Origin of the sequence: Flavobacterium palustre, assembly GCF_014639535.1 — a bacterium.
In the GTDB taxonomy this organism is placed as follows: Bacteria; Bacteroidota; Bacteroidia; order Flavobacteriales; family Flavobacteriaceae; genus Flavobacterium; species Flavobacterium palustre.
In genome coordinates, this window is the sequence record NZ_BMGA01000009.1 from 110,789 (window position 1) to 130,573 (window position 19,785).

At 36.0% G+C, this 19,785-nt stretch carries 15 protein-coding genes; 11 read left to right on the forward strand and 4 right to left on the reverse strand.

Annotated elements, in window-relative coordinates; all coding sequences use genetic code 11:
* The first annotated feature begins 104 nt into the window (after positions 1 to 104).
* The 9 genes from IEV84_RS14945 to IEV84_RS14985 all read left to right on the forward strand — a co-directional run bounded on the left by IEV84_RS14945 (position 105) and on the right by IEV84_RS14985 (position 15,151).
* Entirely contained in the window at positions 105 to 2,906 is a 2,802-nt protein-coding gene (locus IEV84_RS14945; protein WP_306451824.1) for a triple tyrosine motif-containing protein, read from the forward strand.
* A gap of 244 nt (positions 2,907 to 3,150) precedes the next feature.
* Complete coding sequence (locus IEV84_RS14950) at positions 3,151 to 6,195, forward strand: SusC/RagA family TonB-linked outer membrane protein (RefSeq protein ID WP_188495363.1); 3,045 nt, start codon at positions 3,151 to 3,153, stop codon at positions 6,193 to 6,195.
* An 11-nt stretch (positions 6,196 to 6,206) separates the two neighbouring features.
* Positions 6,207 to 7,697, forward strand: coding sequence for a RagB/SusD family nutrient uptake outer membrane protein (locus IEV84_RS14955; RefSeq protein ID WP_188495365.1), 1,491 nt, complete (start codon positions 6,207 to 6,209; stop codon positions 7,695 to 7,697).
* A 4-nt stretch (positions 7,698 to 7,701) separates the two neighbouring features.
* Entirely contained in the window at positions 7,702 to 9,327 is a 1,626-nt protein-coding gene (locus IEV84_RS14960; RefSeq protein WP_188495367.1) for a hypothetical protein, read from the forward strand.
* Positions 9,328 to 9,338: 11 nt separating this feature from the next.
* On the forward strand, positions 9,339 to 10,985 hold the full coding sequence (locus IEV84_RS14965; RefSeq protein WP_188495369.1) for a glycoside hydrolase family 16 protein: 1,647 nt from the start codon (positions 9,339 to 9,341) through the stop codon (positions 10,983 to 10,985).
* A gap of 64 nt (positions 10,986 to 11,049) precedes the next feature.
* Complete coding sequence (gene bglX, locus IEV84_RS14970) at positions 11,050 to 13,347, forward strand: beta-glucosidase BglX (protein WP_229732705.1); 2,298 nt, start codon at positions 11,050 to 11,052, stop codon at positions 13,345 to 13,347.
* Between the two features lie 6 nt (positions 13,348 to 13,353).
* Positions 13,354 to 14,109, forward strand: a complete 756-nt coding sequence (locus IEV84_RS14975) for a glycoside hydrolase family 16 protein (RefSeq protein ID WP_188495371.1) — start codon at positions 13,354 to 13,356, stop codon at positions 14,107 to 14,109.
* A 258-nt stretch (positions 14,110 to 14,367) separates the two neighbouring features.
* Positions 14,368 to 14,952 carry an RNA polymerase sigma factor gene (locus tag IEV84_RS14980; RefSeq protein ID WP_188495436.1) on the forward strand — a complete coding sequence of 195 codons (585 nt, stop codon included), beginning with the start codon at positions 14,368 to 14,370 and terminating at the stop codon, positions 14,950 to 14,952.
* A gap of 55 nt (positions 14,953 to 15,007) precedes the next feature.
* The gene (locus IEV84_RS14985; RefSeq protein WP_188495373.1) at positions 15,008 to 15,151 is read left to right on the forward strand and encodes a hypothetical protein; all 144 of its coding nucleotides are present in this window, start codon (positions 15,008 to 15,010) and stop codon (positions 15,149 to 15,151) included.
* A 257-nt stretch (positions 15,152 to 15,408) separates the two neighbouring features.
* On the opposite strand, the gene IEV84_RS14990 is transcribed toward IEV84_RS14985, so the two are convergent.
* Complete coding sequence (locus IEV84_RS14990; RefSeq protein ID WP_188495375.1) at positions 15,409 to 16,056, reverse strand: endonuclease III domain-containing protein; 648 nt, start codon at positions 16,054 to 16,056, stop codon at positions 15,409 to 15,411.
* 139 nt (positions 16,057 to 16,195) lie between these two features.
* Here IEV84_RS14990 and bcp (IEV84_RS14995) point away from each other — a divergent pair, with 139 nt between their 5' ends.
* Positions 16,196 to 16,648: a thioredoxin-dependent thiol peroxidase gene (gene bcp, locus IEV84_RS14995; RefSeq protein ID WP_188495377.1), complete on the forward strand. Its 453-nt coding sequence runs from the start codon at positions 16,196 to 16,198 to the stop codon at positions 16,646 to 16,648.
* Between the two features lie 99 nt (positions 16,649 to 16,747).
* On the opposite strand, the gene IEV84_RS15000 is transcribed toward bcp (IEV84_RS14995), so the two are convergent.
* Both IEV84_RS15000 and IEV84_RS15005 read right to left on the reverse strand, forming a co-directional pair.
* Positions 16,748 to 17,047 carry a HigA family addiction module antitoxin gene (locus IEV84_RS15000; protein ID WP_188495379.1) on the reverse strand — a complete coding sequence of 100 codons (300 nt, stop codon included), beginning with the start codon at positions 17,045 to 17,047 and terminating at the stop codon, positions 16,748 to 16,750.
* A gap of 11 nt (positions 17,048 to 17,058) precedes the next feature.
* Positions 17,059 to 17,340: a type II toxin-antitoxin system RelE/ParE family toxin gene (locus IEV84_RS15005; RefSeq protein WP_188495381.1), complete on the reverse strand. Its 282-nt coding sequence runs from the start codon at positions 17,338 to 17,340 to the stop codon at positions 17,059 to 17,061.
* A gap of 442 nt (positions 17,341 to 17,782) precedes the next feature.
* Here IEV84_RS15005 and bcp (IEV84_RS15010) point away from each other — a divergent pair, with 442 nt between their 5' ends.
* Positions 17,783 to 18,205 (forward strand): thioredoxin-dependent thiol peroxidase, encoded by a 423-nt coding sequence (bcp, locus tag IEV84_RS15010; protein WP_229732706.1) that lies wholly within the window; start codon positions 17,783 to 17,785, stop codon positions 18,203 to 18,205.
* Between the two features lie 57 nt (positions 18,206 to 18,262).
* On the opposite strand, the gene IEV84_RS15015 is transcribed toward bcp (IEV84_RS15010), so the two are convergent.
* Positions 18,263 to 19,717 (reverse strand): TonB-dependent receptor, encoded by a 1,455-nt coding sequence (locus tag IEV84_RS15015; RefSeq protein WP_188495382.1) that lies wholly within the window; start codon positions 19,715 to 19,717, stop codon positions 18,263 to 18,265.
* Positions 19,718 to 19,785: the final 68 nt, after the last annotated feature.

Consider the following 19,785-nt stretch of genomic DNA (forward strand, 5'->3'; position numbering starts at 1 on the left):
ATGGAGTTGAGTAAATTAGAGTTGTAGAATTATTATGCGTTTATTTTTCAACAACCAATTGGATTTAGTTTTAAATTTACAATAGACCAAAAAAAGACTTAGCCTTGAAAACAAAAATTACTCTTTTATTTTTTATTTTTTCTATTGCAGTTTTCTCACAAGATTTACCACCTATTGTGAAATATGCTCCTGATTTTTATGGAGCAGGAAATCAAAACTGGATGATTTCTCAGGATCAAAATCAATTTGTGTTTTTTGCCAATAATGAAGGCTTATTGGAGTTTAACGGTTCTTATTGGAAATTATACCCTTCTCCTAATGAAACAATTCTTCGTTCGGTAAAAGTAATTGGTGACCGCATTTATACGGGAAGTTATATGGAATTTGGTTTTTGGAAACGAAAATCAGACGGTTTGTTAGAATACAAGTCTTTAAGCAGCTCTATAAAAGCTAAAATTTTAGACGATGAACAATTTTGGAATATACTAAGTTATGATTACTGGGTTATTTTTCAATCTTTAAACCGAATTTATATTTACGACACACAAAATAACCGTTTTAAAATTATTGCGCCCAGTGCTAATATTATCAAGGCTTTTAAAACCAAGAATGCGATTTATTATCAGACCAATAATCAGGGATTATTCGAAATCGAAGGAGGGAAGAGTAAGTTAGTTTCGGCACATCCTGATTTGAAAAAAAATCGAATTGTTAATGTTTTTGAAAAAGTAGATGAACTGTTGATTTTAACACAGGGAGCCGGTTTTTACAGCCTTTTGGGAAAAGAAGTCAAGAAATTCCCAACCGAGATTGATACCCACTTTGCCGATGAAAGTGTGTACAGTTGTGAATCATTGTCCGATGGCGGTTTTGTTATAGGAACGGTTTCGAACGGTATTTTTATCATGACCAAAGACGGAAAAAAGAAATACCATATTTCTCAAAAGAAAGGTTTGAGTAATAATACGGCTTTGTCTTTGTTTGAGGATAAAGAAAAAAATCTTTGGATAGGTCTGGATAATGGGATTAACTGCATCAATCTGAATTCGCCGATACAAAGCTATGTTGATGATTCGGGTGTTTTAGGGACTGTTTATACATCACAATTATACAATGGAAAATTATATGTAGGTACCAATCAAGGCTTGTTTTATAAGGATTATCAAAGTAATGATGAGTTCAGGTTTATTAGCGGCACGAAAGGACAGGTTTGGTCATTGTATGTGTATAATGGTACTTTGTTTTGCGGGCATGATACAGGAACTTTTGTGATTGATAATGAGAAAGCAAAGAATATTTTTTCCAAATCAGGAACCTGGAATTTTGTTAAAGTTCCCGGAGCTAAAAATCTCTTGTTGCAAGGAAACTATTATGGCGTTTCGGTTTTAGAGAAAAAGGGTAACGAATGGTTTTTTCGAAATAAAATCAAGGGATTTGATTATTCTTCTAAGTATTTTGAAATCACCAAAGGGTTTGAAATCTATGTGAGTCATGAATACAAAGGTGTTTTTAGATTGGAAACCGATGCTAAACTTCAGGAATTTAGAGCCAATTTTGCCTATAAAAATCCTAAAAAAGGAAAAAATGCCAGTTTGGTTCAGTTTAATAATGCTATTTATTATGCCAATCGGGAGGGTGTTTTTAAATTAAATAATGCTACAAAGGAGTTTCGTAAAGATCCTGTTCTGAGTTCTGTTTTTGAAAAAGACGAATACACTTCGGGAAAAATGATTGTAGATCATTCTAATAAAATATGGCTGTTTTCTAAAAATTATATCAGCTATTATACTTCCAGTAAGTTAATTAATAAGTTGAAAAGGAACAGCATTCCTATTCCGGCTTCTTTGACTAATTCGATGTTGGGGTATGAAAACATTACTCAGTTATCACCATCTACTTATTTTTTTGGAACCACTGATGGTTATTATACCATGAATATTAACGAACTGGCTTTTGAAAACTATAAAGTTTCCATTTCAAATATTAGTACCAATACACTTAATGGTCCTGTGCGTACCAATCCAATTCTTGAAGAAGGTAGTTTTCCGCATGATGAAAACAATCTTACTTTCTCATATACAGTTGCGGAGTACAATAAATATATTAATGTGGAGTACCAATATATTTTGGAAGGTTTTCAGGATCAATGGAGTGATTGGAATGCAAGACCTTCGGTTAATTTTAAGAATTTACCATCGGGGGATTATGTTTTTAAAGTAAAGGCAAAACTGGCTAATTCCGATTTAGAAAATACCGTAACCTATAGTTTTACCATTTTAAAGCCCTGGTATGCGACTAATTTGGCTATCCTTATTTATGTTATTCTGGGATTTTTTAGCATTCGGTTAATTCATAAAGAGTACAATAAATATTATCAGCGTCAAAAAGAAAAGCTTATTGAGGAAAACAACCTATTATTAGAAATAAAAGAGTTGGAAAATGAACAGCAATTGATGCGCTTAAAAAATGAACAGCTGTCTCAGAATGTTGATGAAATCAATAAAGAACTTGCTGCTTCGACTATGAGTTTACATAGTAAAAATGAATTATTGGCATTTATCCAGAAAGATTTAAAAAGTAATGAAGAAAGTGATAGCCGAAGCATTAAAACAGTTATTTCTACTATCAATAAGAATATTACAGGAAAAGATTCCTGGAGTATTTTTCAGGAAGCCTTTAATAAAACGGATAAGGATTTCCTAAAAAAAATGAAAGAAGCACATCCTTCCTTAACGGCAAATGATTTGCGGTTGTGTGCTTACTTACGACTCAATTTGTCTTCAAAAGAAATAGCTCCGTTGTTAAATATATCGGTACGAAGTGTTGAGATAAAAAGATACCGTTTGCGTAAAAAAATGGATTTATCGCATGAACAAGGCTTAGTTGAGTATATTTTGACTGTATAGCTACACTCTACAAAGAGCGTAAAAACTATACATTACCACAACATTGGCTAAATATTGTGGTTTTTTTATGTTTTTTAATAAAAAATTAAGGTTTCGGTATTTCTTGTTTTTTCGCATTTTTATTGAATTATTTGTAAATAAAAGTGTTTTTATTTTTATTGTATGTTTTTTGTAGGGGTTGTTTTTGATGAATCAGCGTTTTAAGGTTATAATTTTATAATTAACAATAAAAAACACAAACCATATGAAATCAAATTATCTATTAATTGTTTTTCTGATGTTTTCTACTTTGAGTTTTTCGCAAAGTTTTGACATTGGAGGAATTGTAAAAGAAAACAACTCCGGCTTATCTATACCGGGAGTTAACATTCAAATTAAAAATGACACTAAAGGTACCACTACCGATTTTGACGGGAAGTTTACTTTAAAAGGAGTTCCCTCCGGATCAGTTGTGGTTTTTACTTTTATAGGTTATAAAACATTTGAATATAAAGTGACGGGATCTAATACCGCTATGAGTGTTACTCTTATGGAGGATGCAAAAGTGCTGGACGAAGTAGTTGTTATAGGTTACGGAAGTCAGAAAAAGCGCGAAGTAACAGGAGCGGTAGCTGTTGTAGATAGTAAAACACTTGAAGTTCTAAAACCGGTCAAAATTGAGCAAGCTTTACAAGGAACCGTTTCGGGGGTTAATGTAACTACTCAATCAGGTTCTCCCGGAGCAGCTTTGGATATTAGAATCCGTGGTATAGCTACCAATGGAGAAAACCGTCCTACAACCATTATTGATGGATATGTGGGAGAATTAGGCTTGTTGAATCCAAATGACATTGAATCCATTACTGTGCTGAAAGATGCTCAGGCAGCCATTTACGGAACAATTGGAGCTAACGGTGTGATTTTAGTAACTACAAAATCAGGAAAAAAGAATTCTAAATCCAAGGTTGCTTACAATACCTATGCAGGATTTCAGGAAGCATCTAAAAAACTGAATTTACTCAATGCTACTGAATACGCTTTGTTATTGAACGAAAGCTATGCCAATGGAGGAAGAGCCTTGCCCTATCCTAATGTAAGCGGATTAGGGAAAGGCACAAAATGGCAGGATGAGGTAATGAGTACCGGAGTTCCTATTATCAATCACGATTTGTCTATTTCAGGCGGAAGCGATAAAATATCTTATGCAGTAAGCGGATCTCACATCGATCAGGAAGGTATTGTGGGTCAAAAGAAATCAGGGTTTTTAAGAAACACCGCCCGTGTGGCTTTAAATGCGGATGTAACTGATAATTTGAAGTTAAAAACCAATGTGATTTATACTTATTTTAATCGTAAATCCTTAAACGAAAACGGCTTAGGTTCGGTGTTGTTCAATGCTTTAAATGTGCCTTCTACTTTAAGTCCTTATGATAATGACGGTAACTTTACTTTAGTACCCAATACTGCTGGTTTAGGAAATGAAATTATCAATCCGTTGGCACAAATAGCCAATACGTATAACGATTATAGTTTCAAGAAAATTAATGGAAATTTTGGATTGGAATACAAATTATTTGATGGTTTTGTAATGTCCAGTTCCATGGGATTCAATACTTCGAACAGTAAATCAAAAGATTTTGCCAAACAAATCAGTTATGGAGGAAAAGTATTTGATGTCAACAGAAGTTCGGTAAATCAGGGAGCCGTAAACGACAATAACTATTCTTTTGACCTTTTTGCCACTTATACTAAAAAAATCCAGGATCATAATTTTGTGGCCACATTAGGAAATACCATTTTCAAAGAATGGGGAAATGGTATTTTTGCTACTGGATATGATGTGCCTAATAATTCCTGGGAATTTGCGGATATTTCATTGACCACAGGAATTTTAGAAGCAAAAACGAATAGCTCTTACAATTATGACGAAAGACGACTTTCTTATTTTGGAAGAATGCAATACGATTACAAAGGAAAGTATTTGTTATCCGCTATGTTACGACGTGATGCTTCAACCAAATTTGGTCCGGGAAATAAAGTAGGTTATTTTCCTTCTTTTACCGGAGGTTGGGTAATTTCTGACGAAGGCTTTTTTGGTGAAGACAAAAAAATCAATTTCCTGAAGTTAAGAGCCAGTTACGGTACACTGGGAAATGACCAGATTCCAAATAATGGTTATGTGAGTTTGTTAACCGGTGAAGCAACTTATGTTTTTGATGGTGTATTAGCTAACGGAAGAGCCATAGGTCAAATTGCCAATCCTAATTTGAAATGGGAGGAAGCCAGAAAATTTGATGTAGGTATGGATATGAAATTATTCTCTAATAAAGTTTCCATTGTAGCTGACTATTTTATTGATACCCGCAAAGATTTATTAATTCCAAATATTCCGGTTTCGGGAGTTACTGGAAATAATGCACCGGGTTCTTCTGCACCAACAGTCAATGCAGGAACAGTACGCAATTCAGGACTGGAGTTTGCGGTTGATTATAAAAATCAATTCTCTGACGACTTCGATATGAGTGTGGGTTACAATGTTACTTTTTTGAAAAACAAAGTTTTAGAAGTTAATAATGGAACCGGATTTATTGAAGGAGGAGCTTTTGGTGTAGGACAACCTGCTCCGTCAAGAATGCAGGTAGGCTTGCCAATAGGTTATTTTTATGGTTATAAAACAGACGGTGTTTTCCAAAATCAAACTGAAATAGAGGCACATCCTTCCCAAATTGCCTTAGGTGCTAATGCAGCTCCGGGAGACATTCGTTTTGTGGATGTAAATAACGATGGAGTTATCAATACTGATGACAGAACCAATATTGGAAATCCAATCCCTAATGCAACCATGGGATTCAATTTACAGCTGAATTATAAAAATCTCGATTTTGCACTGTACACCTTTGCTTCTGTAGGCAATGATATGGTAAGAAATTACGAAAGAACCTTATCAGATGCCAATCGTTTGAATTATGTTTTAGACCGATGGACAGGAGAGGGAACAAGTAATAGTGTTCCAAGAGTCACTACGGGAGCTACTGCAAACAATGTTTTCTCTGATTATTTTGTAGAAGATGCTTCTTATTTGAGAATTCAAAATATTCAATTAGGATATACCTTAAATCCTAAAATAGCCGAAAAAGCTTTTATGAGCAAAGTACGTTTGTATGCCGGAGTCAATAACCTTTACACCTTTACTAAATATAAAGGATTTGATCCCGGAGCATCCAACGGAGCTCCAATTGGAGGAGGAATCGATTATGGTTTTTACCCAATTCCAAGAACCTATTTATTAGGGCTAAATATTAATTTTTAATTCCAATTAAGATGAAAAATCACATTTATATAGTAGTTGCTACAGTAGCTCTTTTTTCCATGCTTACTGTTTCGTGCAGCGATGAATTTGTCGATAGAGATCCGGTGTATTCCATTGATTCTGAAAATTATTTCAATTCAAAAACCGATTATGAAAACGCCTTAATCGCAGCTTATGATCCTTTACAGTCTTCTTATGTCAACGTAATTTTGGGCGAAATTGCCTCTGATAATACCCTTGCCGGGGGAGAAAGCCAAACGGATGTGATTGGTTTTCAGCAAATCGATGATATGATTCATACTCCTGTAAACAGCAATTTGAGAGATGTTTGGAATTGGATGTTTGCCGGAGTTAGCAGAGCGAATTATATTTTAGAATTCCAAAACAAAACCGATTTTGAAGGCAAATCACAAATTATTGCCGAAGCTCGTTTCTTAAGAGCTTATTACCATTTTGAATTGGTAAAATGGTTTGGAGCCATTCCTTTAAAAGGAGATGCGCGTTTTAAAATTGGCGACGAAAAAGTGATTCCCCGTTCTCCGGTTACAGAGGTGTACGCCAGTATTGAAGCCGATTTAATTTATGCTGCCGCAAATTTAAATGCTACCGCTTCTCAGACAGGAAGAGCAACCAAGGGAGCAGCCTTGGCTTTATTAGGGAAAGCTTATTTGTATCAAAATAAATTTTCAGATGCAGCCACAACTTTAGAAGCCCTTATTGGAATGAATAAGTATTCATTGGTAGCGGACTATAATTCTATTTTTGAAGCCGAAGGAGAGAATGGTTCTGAATCTGTTTTTGAAATTCAATATACAGATGTTGAAGGAGCCGGATTTGGTTGTTTGCAATGTAGTGAAGGAAACGTAGCGGTAGGTTTTAATGGTCCCAGAAATTATTCAGGTACTCTATTTACTTCCGGATTTAGTTTTAATGTTCCTACTGCTAAAATTGCTAATGCTTTCGAAGTGGGAGACAAACGCAAGGAGGTTGCTATTTTAGACATTGAAGACTGGGCTTTAAAAACAGGAGCCACTTATGATGAAGGATATGAGCATACCGGTTATTATAATCGAAAATACATTCCAAGAAAAAGAAGTACTTCGGCAGCAGGAGATTTGAATTTGACGAATCCTAATAATTACAGAGCCATTCGTTATGCTGATGTATTATTAATGGCAGCAGAGGCTTTTAACAGAAGAACAGAAGGAGCTGATGATGCCAAAGCCAGAGGATATCTAAATGAAGTACGTCGTCGTGCCTTTGGTGATAACAACCATGATATTACAGCATCGGGAGCAGCATTGACTGATTTTATCTGGGCAGAAAGAAGAGTGGAATTAGTAGGAGAGGGACATCGTTTCTTTGATTTGGTTCGAACAGGAAAAGCAGCTCAGGAAATTCCGGGATTTACGGCTAATAAAAACGAATTATTTCCTATTCCAATTGAAGAGATTCAATTTGCCGCCGGAAACTGGCAGCAAAATCCTAACTATAATAATTAGTACAATGAAAAAGATAATATATATAACAAGTCTTATTGTGGCAGCTATACTTTTTAGCTGTTCAACGGAGAATGATCTGGTAGATTTGGATGCTCTTGGTGCTCCAACCAATATTTCAGCATTAACTACTGTAACGCAGGATAATACAGGGAAAGTGACTTTCTTGCCTAAAGGTGAAGGAGTAACTTTATACGAAATATATTTTGGCGATGGAACCACAGCTCCGGCTTATGTAAATCCAGGTGAAACAGTGGATCATGTTTACAGAGAGGGAATTTACAACGCTAAAATTGTGGGAACAACTTTAAACGGGAAAAAAACGGAAGTAACTCAGCAAGTCGTAGTTTCTTTTAAAGCACCACAAAATTTAGTTGTTAGTATTGAAAATGATTTGCAGGTTTCTAAAAAAGTGAATGTGACGGCAACAGCTGATTATGCACTATTTTATGATGTTTATTTTGGCGAAGCAGGAAAACCGGATCCGGTATCAGCAAATAACGGTGATGCAGTTTCTTATACCTATCAAAATCCGGGAGTTTATACCATAAGAGTGGTTTCTAAAAGTGCAGCGATTCAAACTACTGAATTCACACAAGAGTTTACGGTAACCGTTGTTAATAAGCCTTTTACTTCGGCTCCAACTCCGCCTAACAGACAAGCGGCTGATGTAATTTCTATTTATGGTTCAAAATATACCAATGTTGCAGGAACTAATTATTTCCCGGATTGGGGGCAAGGAAGTCAGGGAAGCAGCTGGACGGAGTTTGACTTAAACGGCGATAAAATGCTCAACTATATTAAATTGAGTTATCAGGGAATTGCATTGGCTGACGGAACAACTATTGATGTTTCCGGAATGGAATTCATTCACATGGATGTTTGGACTGCTGATTTGCAAAAAATAGAAACTTCTTTAATCAGTAAAACCAATGGTGAAAAACCGGTTGTAAGGGATTTAACGGCAAACCAATGGACAAGCATCGATATTCCAATTTCAGCTTTCACAAGTCAGGGATTAACGGTAGCGGATATTTTTCAGTTAAAATTTGTAGGTACACCATGGGCGGGAGGAAGTGTTTTTATTGATAATATTTATTTCTATAAAACTCCTTCTGCATTAATCGAAATGCCTATTGATTTTGAATCTACAACACTTACGTATCCATGGGCAGGTTTTGGAGCAGCTGATTTTGGAGCAATTCCGGCATCGGTTATTATTAATCCTGATAAATCGGGTAATAATTTATCCAATAAAGTAGTGAAAATTGAGAAACCTTCAGGTGCACAAGTTTGGGCTGGAGCCAGTTTGAATTTGGATACTAAGGTTGATTTTACAAAAGGGACTAAGGTAAAAGTGAATGTTTGGTCGCCAAAAGTAGGAGCAAAGATTTTATTCAAAATGGAAGTGTCAACCTCTCCAAAAGACGGAAATGGTAATCCAACGGTTTTTGTTGAGGTAGAAGCTACAACAACCGTGGCTAATTCATGGCAGGTACTTACGTTTGATTTGACTACTGCCGCAGCATTCAATACTGTTAATGCTTATGACAGGGTTATTTTATTTCCTGATTTTGGTGTAAACGGGACTGGAACGACCTATTATTTTGATGACATCAAACAATCTAACTAAAAACACAAGTGATGAAAAATATATTAAGAAGCACAATTGCCATTTTTACCTTGTTACTGATGGTCAATTGCTCCAAAGACGATTATGCTTTTGGTGCATTAGAAAGTCCTACAAACATAGAGATAGAGTATGAAATAATAGGAAAAACGAATGCTGAACCTTATGGCGATGGAAGCGGAAAAGTAAAATTTATGGTGAAAGCAGATGATGCTATTTCGTATAAGTTTGTATTTAACGATGGAACTTCGCAAAATGCGCCAAACGGTATTTACGAAAAACGTTTTACTAAAACCGGAATTAATACTTATACCGTTACTGTAATTGCATCCGGTAAAGGAGGTGTTGCAACCAATACAACAGTAGATGTTGAGGTGTTAAGTACTTTCAGTGACGATGAAGCGGTAGCTTTATTAACAGGCGGAAGTTCTAAAAAATGGTATTTCTCAGCTTCTGAAGTTGGACATTTAGGAGTAGGACCTAATAGTACCGATGCTACTCAAAATTATTATGGATTTTGGTATCAGGCAGCAGCATTTGAAAAAGCAGGTTCGGCTAATAGTAGTTGTTTGTATGATAATGTACTGACTTTTTCTTTAGATGGAGATCAGTTGAAATTCAGTTTGGATAACGGAGGCAGAACATTTTTTAATGCGGCTTTCTTAAATGTTGCCGGTGGTTCAGGAAGTGAAGATTTATGTTTGAATTATGCTGCTACTGGAACAAAAACAGTTTCGTTAAGTCCGTCTGAGTCGGTAATATTAAATAATCCAAATGCGGCTACGCAAACCCGAGGGACTCAAATGACTATTTCTGATGGAGGCTTTATGGGCTATTATATTGGACAAAGTACTTATGAAATTTTGTCAATTACTGCAAATAGAATGGTGGTGAGAGCTATTATGGGTGGAAATCCGGCAATAGCCTGGTACCATACTTTTGTGACGACTAAGCCAACACAAGCAGTTGCAGATTATACCAATTTAGTTTGGTCAGATGAATTCAATACTGATGGTGCTCCTGATGCCACTAAATGGACTTACGATTTAGGAACCGGTACTGATGGCTGGGGTAATAATGAAGCACAAAGCTATACTAATGCATCCGACAACGTAATTGTTGCTGGTGGAAATTTAAAAATTACCGCTAAAAAAGTAGGTTCAGGCTACACTTCTGCCAGATTAAAATCCGAAGGTAAATTTGATTTTACTTATGGAAAAGTTGAGGTTAGAGCTAAATTACCTATTGGTGGCGGAACCTGGCCGGCTATCTGGATGTTGGGTGCTGATTATGCAACCAATGTCTGGCCCGCTTGTGGTGAAATCGACATAATGGAACATAAAGGAAATGAACCGAATGTAATTCACGGGACTTTACATTATCCGGGACGTTCTGGTGGTAATGCGAATACAAATACCACAACAATTACTAATGCTTCTTCAGAATTTCATGTTTACAAAGCAATTTGGAGTCCGGCATCGGTAAAAATATATGTGGACGATGTTCTTTTTCATACGGTCAATAATGACGGTAGTTTGCCTTTCAATAAAGACTTTTTTATGATTTTGAATGTGGCTATGGGAGGAAATTTCGGAGGAACCATTGATTCCACATTTATCCAGTCGTCTATGGAAGTGGATTATGTAAGAGTGTACCAATAATGAAATTAGAAATACAATTAAAAGGTCGGTTTCATTCGGCCTTTTAATTCAAAATATACAGAAAATGAGCGTAATAAAAACAATGTCATTTGTTTTCATTACCATTGCAATATGGAGTTGTAGTTCCAAAATAATCCAGCCTAAAGTAGCTTTTGTTTCAAAGAATCAATTGGAAATCAGAGTCGATTCTGTTTTGAAATTGATGACTTTAGAGGAGAAAATTGGACAACTCAATCAATACAATGGTTTTTGGGAAATTACAGGGCCTACGCCCAAAGAAGGTCAGGCAGCTAAGAAATATGCCGATTTAAAAAATGGTTTGGTGGGTTCGATGCTGAACGTAAAAGGTGTAAAAGACGTAAGAGCTTTACAGAAAATTGCAGTCGAAGAAACCCGATTAGGCATTCCGTTAATTTTTGGATTTGATGTTATTCATGGTTATAAAACCATCAGTCCTATTCCGTTAGCCGAAGCCGCCAGTTGGGATTTAAAAGAAATAAAAAAATCAGCTGCTATTGCTGCGGAAGAAGCGGCTTCCGTTGGACTCAACTGGACATTTGCCCCTATGGTAGATGTTTCCCGTGATGCCCGCTGGGGACGCGTAATGGAAGGTGCCGGAGAAGATCCTTATTTAGGAAGTCAAATTGCAATTGCCCGTGTGCAAGGTTTTCAAGGGGACGATTTAAAAGCCAGAAATACTATTTTGGCTTGTGCCAAACATTTTGCCGGTTATGCTTTTGCCGAATCAGGAAGAGATTATAATACGGTTGATATTGGCGAATCTACTTTGCAAAATATCGTTTTTCCTCCATTTAAAGCAGCTGCTGATGCCGGCGTGCGTACTTTTATGAATTCTTTCAATGAACTGAATGGGATTCCGGCTACTGGAAATGCCTATTTGCAAAGAAAAATCCTGAAATCCGATTGGAATTTTGATGGTTTTGTGGTTTCTGACTGGGGTTCGATTAACGAAATGATTCCTCATGGTTTTGCCAAAGACAGCAAGCAGGCTGCCGAAATTGCAATTAATGCAGGTTCGGATATGGATATGGAATCCAGTGCTTATGTGGCGCATTTAGCGGCTTTGGTAAAAGAAGGAAAAGTTCAGGAAAGTACCATTGATGATGCTGCCCGACGCATATTGAAAGTCAAATTTGAGTTGGGTTTATTCGACAATCCATATTTGTATTGTGATGAAAATTACGAGAAAGAAACAGTAGGCAAAGCTGCTTTTCAGGAAGGAGTTCTGGAAATGGCCAAAAAGTCAATTGTTCTTTTGAAAAATGAAAAAGAATTATTGCCGCTTAAAAAATCAGGACAAAAAATTGTGGTGATAGGTGCTTTGGCAAACGATAAAACCAGTCCGTTGGGAAGTTGGCGCATTGCAGCCGATGATAATTCGGCGGTTTCTTTGTTAGAAGGATTGCAAAAGTACAAAGGCAACCAATTGACTTATGCAAAAGGCGCAGATGTAACTGTGGGCAGAACCCAATTTATTTGGGAAACAAAAATCAATACTACCGACAAAAGCGGATTTTCTGAAGCCATAGCTGCTGCTAAAACGGCTGATGTAGTGATTATGTCCTTAGGTGAACACGGCTTGCAATCAGGAGAGGGAAGAAGCAGAACCGATATTGGATTGCCGGGAGTGCAGCAGGAGTTGTTAGAAGAAGTATATAAAGTGAATCCGAATATAGTTTTGGTGTTGAATAATGGACGACCATTGGCAATTCCTTGGGCAGATGAAAAAATTCCGGCTATTGTGGAAGCCTGGCATCTGGGAACACAAAGCGGAAATGCTATTGCTCAGGTTTTGTATGGCGATTACAATCCGAGTGGAAAATTACCGATGACTTTTCCAAGAAATGTGGGGCAGGTACCTATTTATTACAATTATAAAAACACAGGCCGACCTGTGATGACAGAACCCGATAGCGTTTTTTGGTCCCATTATATTGATGAAAAAAATACGCCTTTGTATCCTTTTGGTTATGGTTTGAGTTACACTCAATTTGAATATTCTGATTTAAGTTTAAGTCAGAATACTTTTTCCGGTGATGGTCAGATTGAAGTGAGTGTTACCGTGAAAAATACGGGTAAATATACAGGAAAAGAGGTGGTGCAATTGTATATCCGGGATTTGATTGCTTCTGTAACCCGTCCGGTAAAAGAATTGAAAGGATTTGAAATGATTGAATTACAGCCCGGTGCGTCTCAAAGAGTAAATTTTACAATCAATAAAAAAACAATTGAATTCTTTACTGCCCAATCCAAGTGGGAAGCAGAGCCGGGAGATTTTAAAGTTTTTGTGGGAGGAAATTCAGTGCAAACTTTAGAGAATGATTTCCAATATTTAAAATAAGAAGACATGAATAAATTTTTAATACTACTCTTCGTTAGTACGTTTGTTTTGGCTCAGCCAAAAGGGAAAAAATTAGTGTGGCAAGAACAGTTTGAATCTAAAGAATTGGATTTGGTTAATTGGAATGTTGAATTAGGTGATGGTTGCCCCAACTGCGGTTGGGGCAATAACGAACGGCAACTTTATGCTAAAGAAAACCAACAATTAAAGGACGGATTTTTAGTAATCACAGCTAAAAAAGACGGCGAAAAATATACCTCCGCCAGAATTACAACTAAGGGGAAAAAGGAATTTAAGTACGGTTATTTTGAAGCCAAAGCTAAATTGCCTGTTGGTTCCGGAATTTGGCCGGCTTTTTGGATGCTTGGGGCTAATATTGATAAGGTGGGCTGGCCTAAATGTGGGGAAATTGATATTCTGGAATATGTAGGCAAAGAACCGAATACCGTTTTCACATCGCTGCATACTCAGGACAGTCACGGCAATACAATTAATACAAAGAAAACTAAAATAGAAACGATTGAAGAAGGATTTCATTTGTATGCCATAGATTGGAATTCGGATAAAATTGATTTTTATGTGGATAATCAATTGGTTTATAGTTTTAATCCGGAGCATAAAACAGAAGCGGTTTGGCCTTATAATCAGCCTTTTTATTTTTTAGTTAATGTGGCTATAGGAGGGAATTTTGGCGGTCCGGAAGTAGATGATGCTATTTTTCCACAAGAGTTTAAAATAGATTACATCAGGGTTTATCAGTAAAAAAAAAATGGTGAGTAAAAGCAGTAAGGTTTCGGTTTTTTAAAATTTAAGTTGAAATGTTGTAAAAGAAAAATAATATTCTATAAAATATTGTAAAACTTTATTTTTGGTTTAATTTTTGTGAAATTTATTTACCAAGCAAGACAATTATTTGTTAAATTTGAAGAATTAATCACCTCAAAAATAGAAGCGCCTATAGTATAAAATTACTTTTTAGAAAATACCCCAATTTAACTCATACTAAAAAGTATTACTATGATAGCTAATATTCAAATTCCCGATGCCTTGTTGGTACAGGATTATGTGGCAGGTAACGAAGAGGCCTTAGCTACTTTAATCAAAAGACACGAATCTAAAATTTATGGTTTTATATATTCAAAAGTATCCGATAGAGATGTTGCTAATGATATTTTTCAGGACACTTTTATCAAAGTCATTAAAACCTTAAAGTCTAATTCGTATAACGAAGAAGGAAAGTTTCTTCCCTGGGTGATGCGTATAGCGCACAATCTGATTATTGATTATTTTAGAAAGAACAAAAAAATGCCATTGTATCGTGAAACCGAGGAGTTTTCGGTTTTTTCCATCATGACCGATGATGCGCTAACTATCGAGAATCAGTTAATTGCTAATCAGGTTGAAATGGATTTGCAAAAATTAATCGAAGAACTTCCTGAAGATCAAAAAGAAGTTTTGGTAATGCGAATGTACAAAGACATGAGCTTTAAAGAAATTTCAGAAATTACAGGAGTAAGTATCAATACATCTCTGGGTAGAATGCGTTATGCACTAATGAATTTGCGAAAAGTAATTGATAAACATCAAATTATTTTAACCAACTAAACAATATTTCAATAGTAGCTGCGTTGTATTCTAACCAATTAATAAAAAGTACAGCATGGCAAAAATTTACTCTAAAAAAAATCAACTTATTACACAAATGAAACCTAAAAAAGAAGTGATTACTTTTCTTTTGAATTACTCAAAAGCGCTTCACATGATAAAACTAGCGGATAATAGTTTTGAAATTATTGCAAATTAATTAAGCCGGTTTGGCTGTTTGGTAAATCTCACTAATGTTTAGCGTTAGTGAGATTTATTTTTATGACTATCCGCTTTACAGTCCAAGCTCCATTTTCAGCCACGAATTCACGAATTGCTCTTTTATAAATTATTCTTAGATTACACTAATATTGACAAATTCAATTAGAATTTGTGAAATTTCAGAACATTTAATTCAGCCACAATTAGTGAATTCGTGGCTAAAAAGAGATTAGTACAAATAGCGGACAGTCATATTTATTTTTTATAACCGTCTAAGGCCGTTTTTCGTCCAATAGTTCTTGTAATGACATCTTTTTCTAAATCCCAACCACGAGCAGGCGAATATTCGCGACCGTACCATATCATTTGTAAATGCAAATCGTTCCAGCATTCTTCAGGGAAAAGGCGTTTAGCATCTTTTTCGGTTTGAACCACACTTTTTCCGTTGGATAAATTCCAGCGGTACATCAATCGGTGAATATGCGTGTCAACCGGAAAAGCCGGAACGCCAAAAGCCTGTGACATTACCACACTGGCGGTTTTGTGTCCTACAGCAGGTAGTTCTTCCAAAGCTTCAAAACTCTGAGGTACTTTACCATCGTGTTTTTCAATCAGAATTTGTGACAAACCGTAAATCCCTTTTGATTTCATAGGGGATAATCCACAAGGACGAATAATTTCCTTAATTTCTTCCACCGACATTTTTACCATATCATACGGATTGTCGGCTTTGGCAAATAGCAAAGGTGTAATTTGGTTGACTCGTACATCCGTGCATTGTGCCGAAAGTAAAACAGCAATTAGCAGTGTATAAGGATCTTTATGGTCTAACGGAATCGGGATAGTAGGATAGAATTCTTTTAACGTATTTATAACAAATGTTACCCGTTCTTGTTTGGTCATTTTAGTTTAATTTTGAATGGTAAAGTAAAGAAATTTCAATGGCAATGGCAAAAAATCAATAGCAATGACAATTTCAAATAATTAATTTTTACAACAGACAACCCATAACCTATAACTCATAACATCTAACTTACAAAAAATGATAACATTAAAAAAAGGCGATAAGGCTCCCGATTTTTTTGGCGTTGACCAGGACGGAAAGCCACATCAATTAGAAGATTATAAAGGAAAAAAATTAGTCGTTTTCTTTTATCCAAAAGCCAGTACGCCGGGTTGTACCGCTGAAGCCTGTGATTTAAGAGATAATTACGAGCGTTTTCAGGCTAATAATTATGCTTTATTGGGTGTAAGTGCCGATTCAGCAAAAGCACAAGCTAAATTCAAAGAGAAATACGAATTCCCTTTTCCGTTACTGGCTGACGAAGAAAAAGAAGTGATTAATGCTTTTGGAGTTTGGGGACCTAAAAAATTCATGGGACGCGAATACGATGGAATTCACCGAACGACTTTTGTAATTGATGAAAACGGAATCATCGATGAGGTCATTGAAAATGTCAAAACCAAAGAGCACGCCGCTCAGATTTTGAAGTAAACTACAAACGCCACAAGAGATTTTTTTGTGGCGTTTTTGATATTTGTATAAACTTTAAGTGTTACAGAATCGAAAAATTAAGGTTTTAAACCTAGCTTTTTATGCTGCGTTATGGGTTGCTGGTTTGATGTTTTCAAAATCCTTTTTCTTGGCAATATTTTCTTCCTCTAAGTCATAATCATCCTGAAGACCTAGCCAGAATTTTGCAGTTGTACCAAAATATTTTGATAATCGTAAAGCCGTATCGGCAGTTATTCTGCGATTCCCTTTCAGTATCTCTCCAACTCTTGTTTGTGGAATAAAAGTTTCCTTTGCTAATCGGTAAGCTGTAATACCTAATGGTTCAAGAAATTCTTCTTTTAAAATTTCTCCCGGATGTATGTTTCTTAATGTTTCCATAATTTGCATTTTTAATGATAATCTACTATCTGAACTTCAGAAGCGTTATCATTTTCCCAGTTAAAAATAATTCGCCATTGATTGTTTATTCTGATGCTATAAAACCCAGATAAATTTCCACTTAGTTTTTCCAGATGATTGGCTGGTGGAATCCTGAGGTCATTTATATTTTGAGCATTATTAATCATTCTTAGTTTACGTCTTGCTACGTTTTGAATTTCAGAAGGTAATTTTCTGGATTGAATTCCATTCCAAATTTTCTCAGTTTCTTTGTCTCCGAAATTTTGTATCACACAAACTAAATTTTAATACTAACGTCAAAGGTATGTAAAAATTTTTAAGTTGCCAAATATGTAAGGTTTTGAATTATAGTGTGATATATTATTTTAGGCTTTAGGGTAAAAACAGAATTTTACTCTGTTACAGCAGTTGTAATGTTTGAGTTGAGGATAATTACGCCCAATTTTGTCATTCCGAAGAATGAGGACACGAGTGATCAATGTCATTAAGTTAAGGAAGACTCACCTTGTTTTGTCATTCCGAAGAATGAGGAATCACACAAGTTGTTCACGTTATGTGATTTCTCCCTCTGGTCGAAATGATACAAAATACGCTTAACTTAATGACATTGCATGATCGATAGCGAACTGGCGAAGCAATCTCATCAAGTAGCTCTATAAAGTGTTTCGATTTGCTCACTGTTGTGGGCACGGATTGCAAATCCGCGCTAACTTTGTGTTGATATATCTGAGCGATCGGGACGGAAAGCCGCACCAATTAGAAGATTATAAAGGCAAAAAATTAGTCGTTTTCTTTTACCCAAAAGCCAGTACGCCGGGTTGTACCGCTGAAGCCTGTGATTTAAGAGATAATTTTGAACGCTTTCAGGCTAATAATTATGCGCTTTTAGGTGTTAGTGCCGATTCGGCAAAAGCGCAAGCCAAATTCAAAGAGAAATACGAATTTCCTTTTCCTTTATTGGCAGATGAAGATAAAGAGGTTATTAATGTCTTTGGTGTTTGGGGACCTAAAAAATTCATGGGACGCGAATACGACGGCATTCACCGAACGACTTTTGTAATTGATGAAAACGGAATCATCGATGAGGTCATTGAAAATGTCAAAACCAAAGAGCACGCCGCTCAGATTTTGAAGTAAACTAGAAACGCCACAAATAGCAACTACTTGTGGCGTTAGTTATAAAATCAATATCTTTTATTCCGCTAAAGTCTTATTTGGGTCGTAACCAAAAAGGTGTTTCTCTTTGATGATTTCAGAAACTCCTTCTGGCAGCATCGATTCCCAACCCGGTATTCCGTTGTTAATCATTTTAAGGACTTCACGGGAGAATATTTTAAGGTTTTCAGGGTTGTAATCTTCCACATCAATTACTTTTCCGTTGAATTTAAAGAATTTGTATAATTCTTTCATTCGTGGATGTACTTTTAGATTTTCAGAAGTTGTGATTTCTCCATTTTCGTCTATCATTGGATACAATAATACCTTCATGTCTCTAAAGAACAATTTACCAAAAGCTTCCAGAATTCCTCCGCTTAGATGGCGATAGTATTTTTCGTCAAAAATATCTACTAAGTTGTTGACACCCATGGCAAGTCCCATTCGGGCTTTGGTGTAATTAGCAAAATATTCTACTACTTTGTAATATTCCTGGAAGTTCGAAATCATTACCGTTTGACCTAATGAGCAAAGTAATTCGGCACGATCCATGAAATCTCTTTCGTCGATTTCTCCATCCGAACGTAAGTTGGACAAGGTGATTTCAAAAATAACCAAGGTATTTTCTTTATCTACTTTATTTTCTTCGAGAAACATACGCATCGATTTCTCGTACATATCCATATTTACTTTCGTAACCGGACGGAAACTTCCTCTAATAGCTAAGATATTTTTTTTGTATAAAACCGAGGCAGGGAGAATGTTTTTTCCTTTTGGGTTGAACATTACGGCGTCGGTCATTCCGTTCTTTACTAATTGTAAACTGATTAAACGGTTGTCCACATCGGCAAATCGGGGACCGGAGAAATTGATAGTGTCAATCTCCAATTGGTCTTTGTCGAGATGATCGTATAAATAGCGTAATAATTTTTTAGGGTCGTCGTATTTGTAAAAAGCACCGTAGATTAGGTTTACCCCGAGAATTCCTAGTGTTTCCTGTTGAAGTTTGGCATCCGTTTCTTTAAAACGAATATGAAGTATGATGTCGTTGTAATCTTCGTTAGGGTCAATTTGGTAACTGATACCTACCCATCCGTGTCCTTTAAATTGTTTGGCAAAGTCGATTGTGGCTACCGTATTGGCATAGCTGAAAAACATTTTGTTGGGATGCTTATCTCTGTTCAGTCGTTTTTCAATTAAATCCACTTCATGAGAGAGCATCTTCTTCAGTCGGTTTTCGGTAACATAGCGACCGTCTTTTTCAACACCATAAACAGCATCACTAAAGTCTTTATCGTATGCGGACATGGCTTTTGCGATAGTTCCGGAAGAACCTCCTGCTCTAAAGAAATGTCTTACTGTTTCCTGTCCTGCGCCAATTTCGGCAAATGTTCCATAAATATTTTCATTTAAATTGATACGTAGTGCCTTGTCTTTTATCGAAGGGACCTGAGCAATGACTCTGTCTCCTTTTAGTTTTATTTCGCTACCCATTTTTTAGTTTAATTTTATGTATTTGCCTGATGTCACAAAGTTAATTAAATAGCTAGGGGAATAAAAGA